This is a genomic window from Streptomyces sp. NPDC026673, assembly GCF_040638135.1.
GTDB lineage: Bacteria > Actinomycetota > Actinomycetes > Streptomycetales > Streptomycetaceae > Actinacidiphila.
This window is the reverse complement of record NZ_JBEZXR010000013.1, coordinates 100,699-118,601: the sequence shown is the minus strand read 5'-3', so window position 1 is coordinate 118,601 and position 17,903 is coordinate 100,699. Positions and strand designations below refer to the sequence as shown.

Annotated in this window: 13 protein-coding genes; 11 read left to right on the top strand and 2 right to left on the bottom strand. The window is 66.5% G+C overall.

Annotated elements, in window-relative coordinates; translation table 11 throughout:
* Window positions 1-52: 52 nt before the first annotated feature.
* The gene (locus tag AB0F62_RS12950; RefSeq protein ID WP_361796376.1) at window positions 53-682 is read right to left on the bottom strand and encodes a TetR/AcrR family transcriptional regulator; all 630 of its coding nucleotides are present in this window, start codon (window positions 680-682) and stop codon (window positions 53-55) included.
* Between the two features lie 954 nt (window positions 683-1,636).
* On the opposite strand from AB0F62_RS12950, the gene AB0F62_RS12945 reads away from it, so the two are divergent.
* The 10 genes from AB0F62_RS12945 (at window position 1,637) to AB0F62_RS12900 (ending at window position 11,491) form a co-directional block, all read left to right on the top strand.
* On the top strand, window positions 1,637-2,551 hold the full coding sequence (locus AB0F62_RS12945; RefSeq protein ID WP_361796373.1) for an NADP-dependent oxidoreductase: 915 nt from the start codon (window positions 1,637-1,639) through the stop codon (window positions 2,549-2,551).
* Window positions 2,552-2,643: 92 nt separating this feature from the next.
* Complete coding sequence (locus tag AB0F62_RS12940; protein ID WP_361796370.1) at window positions 2,644-2,985, top strand: GNAT family N-acetyltransferase; 342 nt, start codon at window positions 2,644-2,646, stop codon at window positions 2,983-2,985.
* 395 nt (window positions 2,986-3,380) lie between these two features.
* The gene (locus AB0F62_RS12935; protein WP_361796367.1) at window positions 3,381-4,181 is read left to right on the top strand and encodes a TetR/AcrR family transcriptional regulator; all 801 of its coding nucleotides are present in this window, start codon (window positions 3,381-3,383) and stop codon (window positions 4,179-4,181) included.
* 471 nt (window positions 4,182-4,652) lie between these two features.
* Complete coding sequence (locus AB0F62_RS12930; RefSeq protein WP_361796364.1) at window positions 4,653-6,179, top strand: MFS transporter; 1,527 nt, start codon at window positions 4,653-4,655, stop codon at window positions 6,177-6,179.
* Window positions 6,180-6,242: 63 nt separating this feature from the next.
* Window positions 6,243-6,716, top strand: coding sequence for a GNAT family N-acetyltransferase (locus tag AB0F62_RS12925; protein WP_361796361.1), 474 nt, complete (start codon window positions 6,243-6,245; stop codon window positions 6,714-6,716).
* Window positions 6,717-7,565: 849 nt separating this feature from the next.
* The gene (locus tag AB0F62_RS12920) at window positions 7,566-8,360 is read left to right on the top strand and encodes an isocitrate lyase/phosphoenolpyruvate mutase family protein (RefSeq protein ID WP_361796358.1); all 795 of its coding nucleotides are present in this window, start codon (window positions 7,566-7,568) and stop codon (window positions 8,358-8,360) included.
* Between the two features lie 76 nt (window positions 8,361-8,436).
* Window positions 8,437-9,066, top strand: coding sequence for a nitroreductase family protein (locus AB0F62_RS12915; protein ID WP_361796355.1), 630 nt, complete (start codon window positions 8,437-8,439; stop codon window positions 9,064-9,066).
* Between the two features lie 51 nt (window positions 9,067-9,117).
* Complete coding sequence (locus AB0F62_RS12910; protein ID WP_361796352.1) at window positions 9,118-10,035, top strand: NADP-dependent oxidoreductase; 918 nt, start codon at window positions 9,118-9,120, stop codon at window positions 10,033-10,035.
* A 129-nt stretch (window positions 10,036-10,164) separates the two neighbouring features.
* Window positions 10,165-10,548 carry an MmcQ/YjbR family DNA-binding protein gene (locus tag AB0F62_RS12905; protein ID WP_361796349.1) on the top strand — a complete coding sequence of 128 codons (384 nt, stop codon included), beginning with the start codon at window positions 10,165-10,167 and terminating at the stop codon, window positions 10,546-10,548.
* A gap of 55 nt (window positions 10,549-10,603) precedes the next feature.
* Complete coding sequence (locus AB0F62_RS12900; RefSeq protein ID WP_361796346.1) at window positions 10,604-11,491, top strand: SDR family oxidoreductase; 888 nt, start codon at window positions 10,604-10,606, stop codon at window positions 11,489-11,491.
* Between the two features lie 253 nt (window positions 11,492-11,744).
* Here the strand turns inward: AB0F62_RS12900 and AB0F62_RS12895 are convergent, their stop codons facing one another.
* The gene (locus tag AB0F62_RS12895) at window positions 11,745-13,730 is read right to left on the bottom strand and encodes a M3 family metallopeptidase (protein WP_361796343.1); all 1,986 of its coding nucleotides are present in this window, start codon (window positions 13,728-13,730) and stop codon (window positions 11,745-11,747) included.
* Between the two features lie 1,250 nt (window positions 13,731-14,980).
* Here AB0F62_RS12895 and AB0F62_RS12890 point away from each other — a divergent pair.
* Entirely contained in the window at window positions 14,981-17,815 is a 2,835-nt protein-coding gene (locus AB0F62_RS12890; protein ID WP_361796340.1) for a Pls/PosA family non-ribosomal peptide synthetase, read from the top strand.
* Window positions 17,816-17,903: the final 88 nt, after the last annotated feature.

The following is a 17,903-nucleotide window of genomic DNA, read 5'->3' as shown; positions in this document are numbered from 1 at the left end:
AGCCGGTCGCCGGCTGCCGGCCTGCCGTCAAAGCGTCGAGCGAGGATCCGGCTCAGTCCACGACGTAGGAGCGCACGTAGTTGAGCGCCATCTGCATGGAGACGCGCATCGGTTCAACGTTCTGGGCCGTCTGGGCCAGCAAATAGCCACCCTGCAAGGCAGCCATGACAGCGGTGGCGAGCTGCTCCGGGTCTGCCTCTTCACGCAGCGAGCCGTTCTCCTGCATGCGCTTCAGGCCTGCTGAGATCAGCTGCTGCCACTCGGCGAACGTCTCGGCAAGCTTGCTCCTCGACGCCGGGTCCTGCGCCGCCCGGGCGCTGACCAGCGAGCCCAGCGCGCACCCGTAAGCACCGTTCTGCAAAGAGTTGAGATGGATGAGTTTGTCGCTCCATCGCTCGAGGGCACGAATGGAATTCATCCGCTCCAGCATTTGGCGATCACGGTTCAGAACTTGGTCGGTCCGCAGCTCGATGACACTGTGGACAAGCTGGTCCTTGTCCGCGAAGTGGCGATAAAGCTGGGATTTACTTGTTCCACTTGACGCTCGAACGTCGTCGAGTGAGACAGCGTTGACGCCCCTCACATAGAAAAGGTCGGCAGCGGCCTGAACAATGCGGTCGCGGGTGACAGCGCCTCGCGAGGTCAGGCGTCGCTCTTGCCGGGGAGCATCGTCTACGGACATGTGCCCGATATTACTACGCGCGATCACCCGGTCTGCGGGAGAGTCTGAGAGCGGTGCCGACCCGCACTTGGGGGTATCGGTCGACTGCTCCCTGCCCACCGGGGCGTCGAGCGCATGAGGTGCGGCCTTCGCAGATGCGTGTGAGGTGCCTGCCACCTGGGCCACCCATGCCTCCCGCTGGATGCGAAACATCGCAACGCTCGAATGTGGCCAGAGCGCCCCGCACGGTGACTTCTGGGCGGCGGCCCGCACCGGCCCGCATCAGGCCCCTGTGAACGCGGTGAGGATCCCTGCGACAGCGACATTCGCAGGCGTCCACCACATGGACTGCGTGGTCCCTTTGTCTGCGCCATGGCGGAAGGGGACGGCGCGCTTTGCGTTCTATGGGGGTCGATGACCCGCACTTATCGGCAGCGCCCGAAGCGGAGTAGTCACCCATGACGGTGTGCCGACCGGCCACCAGGGCATGGCCGACCGCTGGAACTTGAAGGTGCCCATCAAGCCCTGACCCTGTACAGACACGGGTGGGGTGTGGCGCAGCCTCCACCCGACCCGCTGCGAGTGGATCCCCGCAAGGTTCCGTGCCAGCCCCGGTGACCCGTGGTCCGCTCGCCGGGAGGGGGCCTTGACAGCCGGCCGCCGCGAAGACCGGTGATCCGTAGCCGCGATCCGCCGACCGCCCGAGGCGTCGTCCGCGTGGGTGGCCGGTCGAGAGGACTATCCGTCGTCGCCACGGTTCCCCTGAGACCCGGCTGCAGGGGCCAGCGTGGCCGGCCAGCTCCTGAGACGAAGCACGAACCGCGCACGAACAGGACCATCTCGACCAGTCCAAGAGTTGAGTACTCTGTTAGAGTCCAGATGTGGCCAACATTGTGGACCTTTTAGTTCCCTTTTGAAAGCTTGCAACCGGCCGTGGGCGGCGTGGACGACGACGGGAAGACCGGGAGGTACCCGATGAAGGCGATTGTTGTGACCGATCAGGCCGCGGGGACGGCCGGAATGAGGCTGGCGGAGCGCCCCAAGCCCGAGGCAGCAGGGAACGATGTGCTTGTTGAGGTCCATGCGTCCGGATTCACCCCAGGGGAACTGTCGTGGCCCTCGAAATGGACGGACTTCCTTGGCCGCGACCGCACACCATCGATCCCTGGTCACGAGCTCGCCGGAGTCGTCAGCGTCCTCGGCTACGGCACGATGGGGCTGTCCGTGGGACAGCGAGTCTTCGGCCTCACGGACTGGACTCGCGACGGCACACTGGCGGAGTATGCGGCCGTCGAAGCACGTAACCTCGCGCGGCTGCCCAGCGATGTCGACTTCACAGTCGGCGCAAGCCTGCCGATCTCGGGCCTGACGGCGTGGCAGGGGCTGTTCGAGCATGGCCGACTTCAGCCGAGGCAGAGCGTCCTCGTGCACGGCGCGGCCGGCGGAGTCGGATCGATGGCGACACAGCTCGCGCGAGAGGCGGGTGCTTACGTCATCGGTACCGGACGAGCCGCCGATCGCCAGACGGCGCTCGACTTCGGCGCGACGGAGTTCGTCGACCTGGACAACGACACGCTGGAAGAAGTCGGCGCAGTTGATCTGGTCTTCGACGTCATCGGTGGCGACATAGGGAAGCGATCCACGAAGCTGATTCGCACCGGAGGAACGTTGGTGACCATCGCCGGCCCGCCGGAGGCGCGTCCTGCGGACGGTCTGGCCATCGACTTTGTGGTCGAGTCCGATCGCGTCCAGCTGCGTGAGGTGGTCCGCCGGGTGCGGGACGGACGGCTGCGTACGGTCATCGGCACCGTCGCGACCCTCGATGACGCTGTCGCCGCCTTCAACCCGACCGAGCGGGTGAAGGGGAAGACCATCATCCGCGTCCGCTGAGGGCTCATCAACCCTCCAAGAGGACGATCTAGTCCACTGGTGACATGGGTGCCCCGCCATGAGGCGGAGCCGGCACAGATACAGGAACGGCGATGACCAAGGTGCTGTGGACTGACACGAGCGGCTCGAGCAGAGTCCTCAAGGACGAAGACAACAGGTTCTACGAAGTTCAAGAGGACGGCAACTACGCAGGGCTGCTCGCCTACGAGCGCAAGGGCACTCAGTACAGCCTGACCCACACGTACGTCCAAGAGGGTTACCGCGGCCGCGGCCTGGGAACGGCGTTGATCCGTGAGGCGCTGTCCGATCTGGCGCAGGAACACGCGGCAGTCACCAACCGGTGCCCCGTCGTGGATCGCTTCATCGAGAAGCACCCCCAGTTCCGCGCGATGCTCGATCTCAGGTCACCGGCCGTCGACGACGTTCACGACTGAGGCTCCCGCCCGCTTACGGCGGAGCGAGGTGCCGCGGGGTTCTCTCGCACTGGGCCTGGTGTCAGGCGCAGAAGTGACTGCCGAGCCCTTCGTCGACATGACAGCAGGAGTATCCCGAGGGATCAAGCGGCGACGGCGCCGAGGGGTGGGCCGCCTGGCAAGCCGGTGCCGGTGGAGCAGTCACCCATGGCCGGCGGGAGGCGGAACGGGGTTCCGATGGCATCGATGACCAGCGCCGCCGGTAGGGCCCAGAGGGCGCGCTCACGAAATCCGTACGACCGGGCTCGAGGGTTGATGAGGGCCGAGGTTCTGTCGGTGGGACGAGTAGGCACTGCCGCGCGTCGACACACGTCGGACTGAAACTTCGATCGCGGACCTCTCAGAAGGGACAGAGAATGGCGATCACCAGCGGAAAATCGTGCGACTCCCCTATGGCGCTGAACGTCCGCGGGATGAATGTCCGAGCCGGGAGTGACTGGGCATCACTCGCGGTCCACGCCGCCGCCCGGGTCTCGAAAGCCCCTTATCCGGAAGCCACTTCGACATCAACGGGTAACGTCAAGCCTATGGCCGAAGACGACAATGCCCCGCAGAAAAGGCGCCTGACGCCGCGCGGAGCAATAACACGTGATCGCTTGATCCAGGCCGCTGCAGACCTCTTTTACTTCAAGGGTGTCAACTCGGTGACCTTGGATGACGTGCGAGCGGCGAGCGGGACCAGCAAGTCCCAGTTCTACCGCCATTTCGCAGACAAGGACGAGCTTGTGCACAGTGTAATAGAGTTGCGTGCCCAGCAGATTCTCGAGCGCGACCGACAGCACCTGGAGCGGATGAACTCCTTCCAAGCGCTGGAGCGCTGGAGCGATTCCATCATCCGACTCAACTCTCTCCAGGACGGAGCCTACGGATGCGCTCTCGGTGCACTCGTGGGATCCCGCGCGGCTCATGATCCCGCGGCCCGGAATCTGCTCGCTGAGAAGTTCGGCGAATGGCAAGAGTTGATCGCGGCCGGCCTGCGCCGGATGCAGGAGAACGGCTCACTCAAAGAGGAGGCCGATCCCGCAAAACTCGCAGTGTCCGTGATGGCGGCACTGCAGGGAAGCTACCTGCTCGCCCAGATGGCACGCGACGTCGAACCGATGCGCCTCGCCATGAACATGGCGCTAGCCCACGTGAAGACGTACACCGTGGGCTGATACACGACGCACGAAGCGGGTGCCGGAAAAATACGCCTGCCGGCCACAAGCGCGTTGGGAGCAGCCTCGTACCTCCTGCCTGACATGAGCGCGCGAGAGGACTCTGCGTCGGTCACGCCGATCCCAGACTGCCCCTGCGGGGCCACAGCCGGAGAAGACGCCCTGGCGCGGTGCCTTCGTTCGTGGTGCTTCAAGCCCTACCCGCCAGTCGAGGCCTGACGGTACTCGGCACCTCCATTCGTCGGCCCGGACGAGCGCAGGTGCCGCCGATGCACGCCACGTCTCGGGATCAGTGCGGACGGCACACGCGCCGTCCAGTCCTCCCCCCTTGTCTCTCCCCAGGAACGTCTTCCCGTTTCCTGACAACACGGACCGTTCAGTCCTTTGGGGGGGCCATAGGAGAGGTGCCGCCGCCAACCGGGGGCGGCACCGACCGGGCAACCACCCGGCAGACCGCAAAGGAGCAATGACATGAGCGACAACGAAGAACCCTACGACATGGTCGTTTTCGGGGCCGGCAGCGCCGGGTATGCAGCCGCGTTGCGCGGGGCACAGCTCGGAAACTCAGCGTCGCCCTGGTCGAACGCCACCCCGCTCGGCGACCGTGCTGCGTGGCAGCCAAGCCGCGTCACCCGCCTCCGTTCCGTCGTTTTACGTCCGCCTCTTCCACGAAGAAGCGGGCATGACGTAGCGCGCCGGGCTCGCGCAAGGCGGAGCATCCAGGACCGACGTCGAGACCTGATTTACCGACTCATGGAAAGGCATTGCGCGATGCAGGACGTGGCATCCGTGGTCAAGCTGACTCACCGGGGCAGACCGCTCCGGCTGGCATTCGTATCCGCGGTGGTCTCCCTGGTGGCCTCGTTTGCCGCGTCGGCCGCACCGATCCCCTTGTTCAACACCTACCGGGCTGAGGACGGGTTCACCAACGCCGGCATCTCGCTGGCCGTCGTCAGCAACGCCGTCGGCACCATTACCGGACTGTTGGTACTGGGCCGACTGTCCAATCATCTGGGCCGACGGACCACCGCGATTGCCAGTCTGGGCCTGCTCTTGCTGGGCGCTCTACTGCTGCTGAACGTGCACGACATCACGACCCTGCTGTCTGGTCGGCTACTGATGGGTGTCGGTACAGGGGTGGCGAGCAGCAGCCTCACCTCCTACATCGTCGACGCCGCACCCACCAAGCCGGAATGGCTGGCTTCCGTCGCCTCCAGCCAGGGACCCATGCTCGGCCTGACCCTCGGCGCCATCGCTTCCGGCGCGCTGGTCCAGTTCGGTCCCTGGCCACGCCACCTGATCTACCTGGTTTGCGCCGGTTTCCTCGTGCTGTCCGCCGCTCTCATCGTCATCAGCCCCGAGACCGCGAAGCCGACGCCGGGCGGTTGGCAATCACTGGTACCCCGGGTCCGCATACCGGCCCGGGTCAGGCATCTGCTCCCTGTCGCCGCCGCGGTGTTCCTGGCGACCTGGGCAACGGGGGCTTTCTATCAGGCCTTCATGCCCGCACTGGTCGCAGATCAGTTCCACACCCACAGCCCGCTCACTCTCGGACTGTTGTTCGCCCTTTACATGGCCCCCAGCGTTCTCGGCGCTCCCATCGGCGGCCGGTTCACATCCGCGGCAGCCCAACGGATCGGCATGATCATCTTCCTGATCGGGTGGATCGGCATCATCACAGCGATCACTATCGGAACGCTGGCGCTGTTCATCGCCGCAACCATCATCGCCGGCACCGGTCAGGGCATCGCCATCAGTTCCGCCACACGCGGCCTGCTGTACGACAGCACCCTCGCCGACCGGGCGCCGATCTTCAGCGCCATCTACCTCCTCTGCTACAGCGGAGCCGCCTTCCCCAGCTTCATCTCCGGCCAACTCTCAAACGTCTTCTCGCTACCGCACATCGCCCTCGCCTACGCCGTGCTCGCCGTCGTCGCCACCGTCTTCAGCGTCCTCGCTGCGCGCGACCCGCAGCCGGATCACCCTGGCCGCCCGTGACAACCGGTGAACCGTCGTCATAGACAACATCGCCGGCACAGTCCCCCAACAGAAAGTATGACAATGACGTTCGATTTCGGGGCCGAGGCGTCCGCCCGCGAAGAGAACAACGCGGCGCTCATCGCTGCTTTCGACCAGGCAAATCTCAGCGAGGCGGAGTCCAGCTGGGTGCTCGATGTCGTTCACGACGCGGAGCACGGTCGCTGGGTCGCCGCTCTCGGTGATGAAGGGATCGGCGAGCTCTCGTACCGGTTCGTGGGCGGCCGCGTCGTGCTGTTGACGACCTGGGTCGACCCCGCCTACCGCAAGAATCGGGTGGCCACCGAGCTCATCTCTCGCGTGTTGGACGAAATCCGCGAGAGCGGGAAGAAGATCACCATCATCTGCCCGGTGGTGGGTGAGTTCATCGACCGCAACCCCGAGTACGCCGGCCTCATTGATACAGTCCATCCCGGCGCCGGCGCCTCCCCCAAGCACAAGCCCGCGGAAGACCGCCACGACGATGAGCTCACCGCAATCGAGCACGACCTGGCGTAGCTCTCCGGTGTTCGGACATGGCCGCCTGTAACGGCAGGCATGATGGGCAAGCCACGCCCTTGACCAAGGACCACTCCAAGGACGAGTCACGACACGGCGACGAGCCGAGACCGGCCGGCGCCTCACTCGAGTACTGGCTCCAGGCGAGAAGGCCACGCACGAGACCATCGGAATCGGCGCCGGTGTACCCGCCAACATCGTCGGCGATACCCGCGCTGTCCGCACTCCAGCAGACCACGATTCGGGATCCTGTCTCGCACCCCCGGCCTCACGCCGTCTAGAGCCGTCCAAGACGAGGCGGAGCGGAGCACTTCCGATATCGCGTCACACCGCGTTTCTTAGCGGTCACCGTGCGGGACCGCACTTCCCCCGACAGGCGAACTCGGCCCTGCGGAGTGTGCGACCACGGGAGGACGCTTTCGTCCCTTGTTTCCTGGGCCTCAGCCGCCATGGAGGGCAGCCACTAGGCAGAAGCCGGACGCCCTGTTCAGAATTAGAGGACTATTTGGTCCCAAAAAGTGGCCGATCTGCGGTACGTTTGAGGAAGGCGGTTCCCCGCGGACGGCCAGCAGTGAAGCCTCACAGGATCTCCAGGGCGGTAGGCACCATGCATGCAGGCGTCGAGTCCTCGATGCTCGGCCCGGTCCGGCTGCACAAAGAGCGGGCGGCGAGCCAGAGCCCGTCAGCCGGGCACTGCGACATTCCCGCCGCCGGCTCGGCCGGTACATCCCGCTGATTGCCGGAACTCCCTGTCGAGGCTGCGCACACAGCCGGTAAACCCCTCACCGCACAAAAACGATCATTCGGGAAAGGTTCGGTATGTCGGGCTCCGAACTCTATGAGAAATTCATGGCGCTGCACACCCGCGACGGCGGCCTCGTCATGCCGAACGCATGGGACGGCCTCTCGGCGCTGATGCTGGCCGATGCCGGCTTCGAGGCCATCGCGACGTCATCGGCGGCACTGGCCACCACACTCGGCCGGTCCGACGGGCGTCACCAAGTCACCTGTGGTGAGCACCTCGAGCATGCGCGGCTGCTCGGCCGTCTCACCGGGCTGCCCGTCAACGGGGACTTCGAGGACGGCTACGGCGACACGCCTGAAGACGTTGCCGCAACCGTGGAAGCCGCCGTCGAGTCCGGCCTGGCCGGGATCGGGATCGAAGACACCTCGGGCAATCCCGATCAACCGATCCGCGACTTCGACGAGGCAGTCAACCGCATACGGAGCGCGGTCGAGGCGGCCAAGGGACGCATCGTCGTCACCGGCCGCACCGACAACTTCATCCAGGGGCGGCCCGATCTCGACGACACCATCCGGCGCCTGACGGCCTTCGCGGAAGCCGGCGCGGATGTGCTCTACGCTCCTTACCCACCCGACCTTGACGCACTCGTCGCGATCGTCACCGCCGTCGCGCCGACACCGGTGAACGTCCTCATCTCACCCGCGGACAAGGTGCTGACCGTCGCTGAACTGCAGAAGGCCGGGGTCAAGCGCATCAGCGTGGGGCCGGCGCTCTACACCCACGCGATGGAGGCACTCGACCAGGCCGTCAAGGCTCTCGTCGCGGGTGACCTCTCCACCGCGACGACAGGAACCAGCTTCGAGCGCATCAGCGAACTGCTTGCCCGCGGAATGAACTAGCCCAGACCCCGCGGATCACCGTTCCTCGCCCACTCATCGCAAGAAAAGGCAGACTCACATGGATCTCGATAAGCTCATGAACAAGCATCTCACCCGGTATTTCGATCCCGGCAAGACGATTCCGGGGGAAACCCTTCAGCAGCTGCTGGGGTTCCTGCGTTCCGTGCCGTCATCGGTGAACGTACAGCCCAACCACTTCTACGTCCTCGCCACGCCCGAAGGCAAGGAGCGGCTCGCCGACAACCTGGGCGAACGATTCCGGGACAACGCCGAGAAGGTCCTGAACGCGTCGCACACCATCATCCTCACCACCCGGGCGGATCTGCCCGATACCCACCTCGAGGCGGTGTTCGCCAAGGAGAGGGCCGATGGCCGGTTCCCGGATCCGTCCAAGCAGGAGCTGTGGGAATCCATGACCCGGAACTTCCTCGACCTTCGCAACTACGGCTACAAGGACCTGAACCACTGGATGGAGAAGCAGACCTACATGGCGGTGGGCCTGACCATGATGGCGGCCGCCGAGCTGGGCGTCGAGGCCACGCCGCTGGAGGGGTTCGACCCGACCAGTGTCGACAAGGCCTTCAAGATCCGCGAGAACGGACACACCACGACGGTGCTGCTGGCCCTCGGCTACCCCGACCCGGAGAGGGTGTACACCACCCCGATCTCGCGCTTCGACGCGGACCAGTTGTTCACCTTCATCTAAAACCCACCCAGAAACCAAAACCCGCCACACCTACCAGGAAGAGCCCTTTCAATGAAAGCCATTGTGGTAAGCGACCAGGCCGCGGGAACGGCCGGAATGACGCTGACGGAGCGGCCTGAGCCGCTCGCAGCGATCAACGACGTCATCGTTCGGATCCACGCATCGGGCTTCGTCCCCACAGAGATGGAGTGGCCGTCCACCTGGGCCGATCGCGCGGGCCGTGACAAGACACCGTCGATCCCCGGCCACGAGCTGGCCGGAGTGGTCACCGCTCTCGGCTACGGCACGACGGGGCTCTCGGTCGGGCAGCGCGTGTTCGGCCTCGCCGACTGGCACCGCGACGGCACCCTCGCGGAGTACGTGGCGATCGAAGCACGCAACCTCGCACCGCTGCCGGGCGACGTCGACTTCACGGTAGGCGCGTCCCTGCCCATCTCAGGTCTGACCGCGTGGCAGGGCCTGTTCCAGCACGGCCGCCTCCAGGCCGGCCAGACTCTCCTCGCCCACGGCGCAGCCGGGGCAGTCGGGACGATGGTGACCCAGCTCGCACGTGAAGCCGGCGCTTACGTCATCGGCACCGGACGCGCCGCCGACCGCGAGAAGGCGCTCGACTTCGGCGCCCACGAGTTCGTCGACCTCGAGAACGACACACTGAAAGACGTCGGCGGCGTCGACCTGGTATTCGATGTCATCGGTGGCGACGTTCAAAAGCAGTCCGCCGCCCTGATCAAGGCCGGAGGAACACTCGTGTCCATCGTCGGCCCGGTCGAAGCACGGCCCACCGACGGCCTGACCGTGGACTTCGTCGTCGAAGCCGATCGCGCCGGACTCGGTGAGATCGTGCAGCGGGTGCGGGACGGACGGCTGCGGACCAACATCGGTGACGTCGCGAGCCTCGACGATGCCGTCGGCGCCCTCAACCCGACCACGCGACGCCTCGGGAAGACCGTCATCCGCGTCCTCCCGTAGGCAGTGGACGGCGCCGTCCGAGCGGCGGGTCATGGTCCTGATCCACGCCATGGCCATCGGCCACCGACCGGCGCAAGGACCCGAACCGACACACGCCAGGATCTCGAACCGACGGAGGAGTCAATCACCTTGGACGGACAGGAACTGCAGAAGTTCGCGCGCGACCACGCCGCGGAACTGCCCGGCACCGAACAGGAGCAACGTGTCGACCCTGACTGGGAGCTCCACAAGGTGGGCGGCAAGGTCTTCATGCTCATGACCGATATGCCTGGACGTCCCGTTCTGATCCTGAAAGCCGATCCGGACGACGCTGCGGCCCTGCGTGAGCAGCACGCGGCCATCACCCCCGGCTACCACATGAACAAAAGACACTGGATCACAGTGGAAGGCGGAGACACCATCGACGACAAGGTGGTGAAGGAACTCGTGACCGACTCCTACCGTCTGGTGGTCGGCGGGCTCCCCAAGTCCAAGCGACCCGTGGATCCGCACACCTACAGCCGCCACGCCTGATCCCTCGGCATGCCATCGTGCGATGCAGCGTCGCGGCAGTCATCTGGAGCTTCCCATGCGCGTTTTTGTCACCGGAGCCAGCGGCAGCATCGGCTCAGTTGTCGTTCCCGAACTCATCGCCGCAGGTCACGACGTCATCGGCCTCGTCCGCTCCGATGCCGCGGCTACAGCCGTCGCCGCCGCCGGCGGGACGCCGCTCCGCGGCGACCTCACCGACCTTGACAGCCTGCGCGCCGGCGCCGCGCAGGCCGACGGGGTCCTCAACCTGGCCTTCGGCAACGACTGGAGCAACATCCAGCAGGGCATCGACGAGGAAGCACGCGCCGTGAAGACCCTCGGCGCCGCACTCGCAGGCAGTGGAAAGCCGTTCGTGCATGCCGGCCTCACGCCGATGCAGCCAGGCCACACCTCAACCGAGGAGGACCCCGACACCACCCACGGTCCGGTCGGCGGCCGCGGCCGCACCTCCCACGAGGTGCTGACCCTGGCCGCCCAGGGCGTCCGGTCCTCTGTCGTACGGCTGCCGCGCTCCGTGCACCAGCGCAAGACGACGTACGGATTCTGCTCGGTGCTCATCGCCACCGCGCAGAAGACGGGCGTGTCCGCGTACGTCGGCGACGGCACGCAGCGATGGCCGGCGGTCAACCTGCTCGACGCCGCACCGCTGTTCCGCATCGCACTCGAGGACGCTGCGCCGGGCACGGTCCTGCACGCCGTGGCCGACGAGGGTGACACCATGAGGTCGCTGGCCGAGGCCATCGGCGGCGTTCTCGCGGTGCCGGTCCAGTCGGCGCCGCCTGAGCGCTTCGGCTTCATCGGCCGCCTCTTCGCCCTTGACATGGCATCGTCGAGCACGCTGACCCGGGAACGGTTCGGCTGGGAGCCCACCCACCCACGCCTGATCGACGACCTCGCTGCCGGTGACTATCCCGCCCTGGGCTGAAAGCCTCGGGACGCCACCGGGACCGGGTGTGTCAACTTGTTCTTTGTACAGTCCCCCTTATCAGGACATGCCGCAGGCGCCTGGCGGCTCGCGCAGCGAGGCGAACCGCCGGGCGCGGCACGGCAGTTTCCCGGCCCCGGACAATCTCGACGTACGCCTTCCCGGCGGCCGCCACCCCACCGATGAGCCCCCTGTGTGCGCATCGGTACGCCGGGGGAGGCCTATGGCGCTCGTCGCCCCGTGCCCCTGCCCGTCATGCCTTGAGAAGGGGGTCCGGATCCGCGACGAGGCCGAGGTTGCGCAGGAAGGCGCGGTGGTCGGGGCTGCGACCCAGGAAGTCGCTGACGAGTCGGGCTCCGTCGACGCTGCCGCCGCGTTCGAGGACGGTACGGCGGTAGGTCAGGCCCAGCTCAGGGTCCAGCGGCCCGGCGGCCTGGAACCGGGTGTACATGTCGTCGGCCAGTGCGCGTGACCACAGGTAGCCGTAGTAGCCGGCCTCATAGCCGAACAGGTGCTCAAACGAGGACTGGCGGTGGGTTCCCTCCAGGTGGGTCAACCCGTGCAGGTCGCAGATCTTCCTGAGGGTGGTCGTGGTGTCGCCGTCGAAATCCGGGGAGTGGTAGGCCAGGTCCAGGGAGGCGAAGAATACCTGCATGAGCGTGGCCAGACCGGAACCGGTGTTCCTGGCCGCGACCATTCCCGCCAGCAGCTCCTCCGGCAGCGGGGCGCCGGTGGCGTGGTGGCGGGCGAAGCGCCGCAGCACCGCGGGGTCCCAGCACCAGTGTTCGAGCATCTGCGAGGGAGCCTCCACGAAGTCCAGCTCGGTGGCGGTACCCGCGAAGCGCGCCCGCTGGGTGCGAGTCAGTGTGTCGTGCAGCACGTGGCCGAACTCGTGGAAGAGGTTGCAGACCTCCACGTGGCGCAGCAGTGAGGGTTGGCCGGCGGCGGGCTTGGTGAAGTTGGCGACGATCGCCGCGAGCGGCTGCTGATAGGACCCGTCGGCCAGGGCCCGGCCCGTCCGCAGCACGTAGGCCGCCGCATGCTTGTACTTGCCCTGCCGGGGCCACAGGTCCATGTAGAAACGGGCGAATGGCTCGTCCCCGTCGGCCTCGGTGATGTCGTAGACCTGCACGTCTGGATGCCACACCGGCGCGTCGGCCACCTCGGCGAATCGTACTGCCAGCACTTCCTGCATCAGCTCGAAAAGCCCGTCGAGGCAGGCCTGGAGCGGGAAGTACGCCGCGACCTCCAGGTCGTCCACAGCGAACGAGGTGCGCTTGAGCTGGTTCGCGGCGAAGCTGTGGTCCCACAGCTCGATCTCGCGTGTACCCAGCGCGGCCTCGTTGGCGTCGGCGAGCAGGACCAGGTCCTGCACCGCCTTGACGGCGACTTTGGCGCGCAGGTCGTCGAGGAAGGCCTGCGCCGTCTGGTGGTTCCCGGCCATGCGCGGCTCGATGACATAGTCGGCCCAGGAGTCGTAACCCAACGTGTGGGCGATCTCGGTCCGCACCTCGATCGCCCGTTCAAGCCGGGCCACGTTCTCCTGTCCGCCCGTACGCTGGTTGCGCTCCATCAGCTCGCGCCGCAGCTGGGAGGAGCGTGCGTTGGCCATGAACGGGTTGTACTCCGGGTAGTCCAGCGAGACCCGGTAACGGTCCCCGTCCCGTTGCAGGCCCTCGATGAAGGAGTCGGGCAGACCGTCCAGCTCCTCGCGCCCCACCTCGATCCCGTCCTGCCAGTCGGCGATCGCCTGCATGAAGCGGGACTCGAGCTCGACCAGTTCCTCGAAGAGCAGCCGCAACCGTCGGCGGTCCCCGGCCGCGAGCTCGAACCCGTTGCGCCGGTAGTCGCGCAGAGTGTGCTCCAGCAGCCGGGCCTCCTCGCCGCTCAGTGTCGCGGCCTCGGGGGTGTCGGCGAACTCACGGACCGCCCGGTACAGCTCCTCGTCGAATCCGAGGCCGACGGTGTACCTACCCAGGCGCTCCTTCCACTCTCGCGCGCTCTCGCGGAGATCCTCGTCCACGGCCACGTCGGCCATCAACGCCCAGGCGCCGCTCGCGAGCGCCACCGGCTGCTGTGCCTCCTCCAGCGCCAACAGCGTGTTCGCGTAGGTGCGCTGGTCGGCAGGTACGGAGACGATGGCGGCCAGGCCGGCCTGGCAGGCGTCGATGGCGCCCTGGCACGCCTCGTCGAGCGCAGCGGGTGTGAGACTGGAATAGTCGGGGAGTCCTGGGTTCATGCCGGAACCCTAGCCGCACCACCGCTGCGCCAGGCCGGTCGACGACAGATTCCGGTTCGTCGCACACTTCACACGCCGGCAAGGACGGTTGATGCCTTCGCCATCGGCTGGCCGTACTGGTCCGACGGGGCGGTTCCGCCCAGGTGGGTCGGTGGGGGCGACGCAGGCCTTCGGCTCGAGCCCGCTCTACGACGGGGTGATCGACGGCCGCAGCCCAGCGGGCAGCCTCCGGTTCAGGGGCGGACACCGTTGCGCTGGTCTCCAGCGGCACGCTCAGGTTGTCGGTGAGGCTGTCGCTGATCAGGGTGCCGACAACGCTGATCAGCGCCACGGCCCGCCAGTACACCGCGGGAGTGTAGGCGCTGGTGCGGAACGGCACCACGAACACCCCGGCCGGCAGCGCGCTCAAAGCGCAGGCCATCAGTGACGATCCCGGCGAGGCCGACCTCGTCCGGATGCGCGATCGCCAGCATGCGACTAGGGTACGGCGCCCGGTGCAACGGCTCCGCGGGGCGCAGGCGTCAAGAAGGAGACGCCGGCCCGGTCCGGACCGCAGTCGCCACCCTCACCGGCAGCTTCACCGGCCCCGGCGGCAGTTGCCATCACCGACTGCCATTGGCCGAAGCCCTGAACGGCACCGCCGAGGTCGAACTGATCGGGCATCAGGTGCCGTGTCGGAACGTCGAGGAGGTCGAGCGGGCCGTCTGCCGGTGGTTCGCGTGGTAGAACGATCAACGTCTCCGCTCCGCCCTCGGCCACCCGCCACCCGACGCGTACCAACACGGGTACTGGACGCCGCTTGATGCCCCCCTCCCGCCTGATCGCATGATCGGCCGGCTCCACGAAACGCGAGGCAGCTCACTCAGTCGTACCCTGAGAAAAGGCCCGTGGTTTTCTGTTCCGGCGGCCACCGCTCAGGAGACCCGGATGCGCCAAGGGGACGGGGCAGGGAATCGAGGCGGGACTGGCCGCACGTCCAGGTTGATCTTTCCGCACCTCGACCAGCCCCTTGCAGCTGCGGTCGAGGGAGGCGTTGCGCGTAAGCAGTATTGTCGATCCAGTCGGCCGGATCAGACCGTTGAGCAGGGCCAACCCAAACGAGCCACGGTCAAGGCGGGCGAATCACGCTGCTGCGTTCCGGCCCCAGCTCTCATAGCAGTCCAGGCAAGTGCGCGCATCTCGTTCGTGTACGTGTAGTCATAGTCAGCGCGCCTGCGTCGACCACTGTGTTTTCTCAAGGGACCCAGCTGATGGGGAACTCTCACGACGTCTTGACCACCGATCCGGCCGGCAGTCCAGCCACACTCGCCAAACGCGAACAGCGCTTCGCCGAAGTCCTGGCCGACATCACGCACACCGAACACGTATCAGTCGACAGCCACTTCTTCGACGACCTCGGTGCCGACTCCATGCTGATGGCGCGCTTCTGCGCCCGAGTACGCAAACAGACCGACCTGCCATCGGTATCCATGCCGGACGTCTACAAGCACCCCACCATCCGAACGCTCACAGCAGCCCTCACCAACGACGGCTTGACCGCCGATCCGGCCGGCAATCCGGCCGCACTCGCCAAACGCGAACAGCGCTTCGCCGAAGTCCTGGCCGACATCACGCACACCGAACACGTATCAGTCGACAGCCACTTCTTCGACGACCTCGGTGCCGACTCCATGCTGATGGCCCGCTTCTGCGCCCGAGTACGCAAACAGACCGACCTGCCATCGGTATCCATGCCGGACGTCTACAAGCACCCCACCATCCGAACGCTCACAGCAGCCCTCACCAACACCAAAGCCGACACCAAAACCGGGCCCGCCTCGCAGCCGGCAACTCCGGCAACTCCGGCGACTCTCATTGAGCCGCCGAGGCGGGCGCGCAATGCCGAGTACGTCCTCTGCGGGACGTTGCAACTCCTCTTCCTCCTCGGCTACCCCGCCCTCACCGCCGTCGTCGCGGTGAAGGGCTACGCATGGGTCTCGGCCGGCCCGAACCCGGTCGACGTCTACCTGCGGGCGGTCTCATACGGGGGCGCGATGTTCCTCGGCCTCTGCGCCCTTCCGATCCTGCTCAAGTGGGTGCTCATCGGCCGGTGGAAGCCGCAGCAGATCCGCGTCTGGAGTATGGCGTACTTCCGCTTCTGGCTCGTCAAGACCCTGGTCCAGCGCAACCCCATGGCCCTGTTCGTCGGTTCGCCGCTCTACGTGCTCTATCTGAGGGCACTGGGCGCGAAGGTCGGGCGCGGCGCCGTCATCTTCTCCAGGTCCCTGCCCGTCTGCACCGACCTCCTCAGCATCGGCGACGGCACGGTCATCCGCAAGGACGCGTCCTTCACCGGCTACCGGGCCCACAACGGCGTCATCCAGACGGGCGCGGTCAGCCTCGGCAAGGACGTGCTCGTCGGCGAGATGACGGTGCTCGACATCTGGACCTCGCTGGGTGACGGGGCCCAGCTGGGGCACTCCTCATCGCTGCACGCCGGACAGCGCGTGCCCGACGGGGAGCGCTGGCACGGCTCCCCCGCACAGCCGACCGACGTTGACTGCCGGCGGATCCCCGCGATGGACGTCAGCACCCGGCGACGGGCCGTCTTCGCGACCGTGCAGCTGGTGAACCTTCTCCTGGTGGGTACGCCGCTGACGTTCGTGATCGTGCTCCTCGCGATCACCAAGGTCCCGCAGCTCGTCACGCTGTTGGGCGCGGGACCGCTCTCCTTCACGAGCGGCGCGTTCTACCGCGACAACGCGCTGGTCCTATCGGCCGTGCTCTTCTTCGGCGCCCTGCTCGTCAGCCTGGTGTTCGTGGGAACCGTTCCGCGCGTGCTGAACCTCTTCATCAAGCCGGACAAGGTCTACCCGTTGTACGGATTCCACTACTGGATTCACCGCGCCATCGCCCGCACGAGCAACAGCAAGTTCCACATGACTCTCTTCGGTGGCACCTCCTACATCGTCCACTACCTGCGCTGGCTCGGCTACGAGCTTCGCGGCGTGCGGCAGACCGGTTCGAACTTCGGCGAAATGGTCAAGCACGACACCCCGTTCCTCAGCGCGGTCGGCAGCGGAACGATGGCCGCGGACGGGCTGTCCATCATCAATGCCGACTTCTCGAACACGTCATTCCGGCTGTCCCGGGTGTCGATCGGGGCGGAGAACTTCCTGGGAAACGTGATCGCCTATTCCGCGCAGGGCAAGACGGGCGACAACTGCCTCCTCGCAACGAAGGTGATGGTTCCCGTCGACGGACAGGTACGGGAAGGCGTGGGCCTGCTGGGCGCGCCCAGCTTCGAGATCCCCCGGTCGGTCAAGCGTGACAAGCAGCTCAAGGTGGCGAGCCAGGACGAGCTGCGCCGCCGCCTCCGGGCCAAGAACGTCTACAACACCATCAGCATGGCACTGTTCCTGCTGGTGCGCTGGATCCTCATCTTCATCGTCACCGCGCTGTACCTGGCTGCCGTCGACCTCTGGGCCTCCCTGGGTGCGCTCGCCTTCGCACTGGCCACCGCCGGGGTCTTCGTCTTCACCGTCGCCTACAACGTCCTGGTCGACCGGTTGGTCCGCCCGCTGCAAGCCTTGCGGCCGCAGGGCTGCTCGATCTACGACCGCGCCTTCTGGCGGCACGAACGCTTCTGGAAAATGAGTTCCCTCGCGTATGTCCTCGTCTTCAACGGCACCCCGCTCAAGAACGTGATCTGGCGGCTGCTGGGCATGCGGATCGGCCGCCGGGTCTTCGACGACGGCCTCAGCGTGCCCGAGCGGACGTTCACCACCATCGGGGACGACTGCACCCTCAACGCGGACACCATCTTGCAGTGCCATTCGCAAGAGGACGGAGGATTCAAGTCGGACCGTATCGTGATCGGCGCCGGCTGCACGCTCGGCGTCGGCGCGTTCGTCCACTACGGCGTGACCATGGGCGACGGCGGGATGCTTGCCACCAGCTCCTTCCTCATGAAGGGCGAGGAAATGCCACCGCACGCGCTGTGGGGCGGGAACCCGGCCAGGCAGATGCGCGGGCAGTCGGCCGACCTTCAGGTGCACACGATCAGCCGAGCCGACGGCGTCGCCGTGCCCATCCGCGGCGACTGACACCAGGCGACCGATCCCGCGCCATCGACCGGACGAGTCACCGCCCAGGTACACGGTCCCGGCGATCCTTCACCGGCGGAAGAGCCCC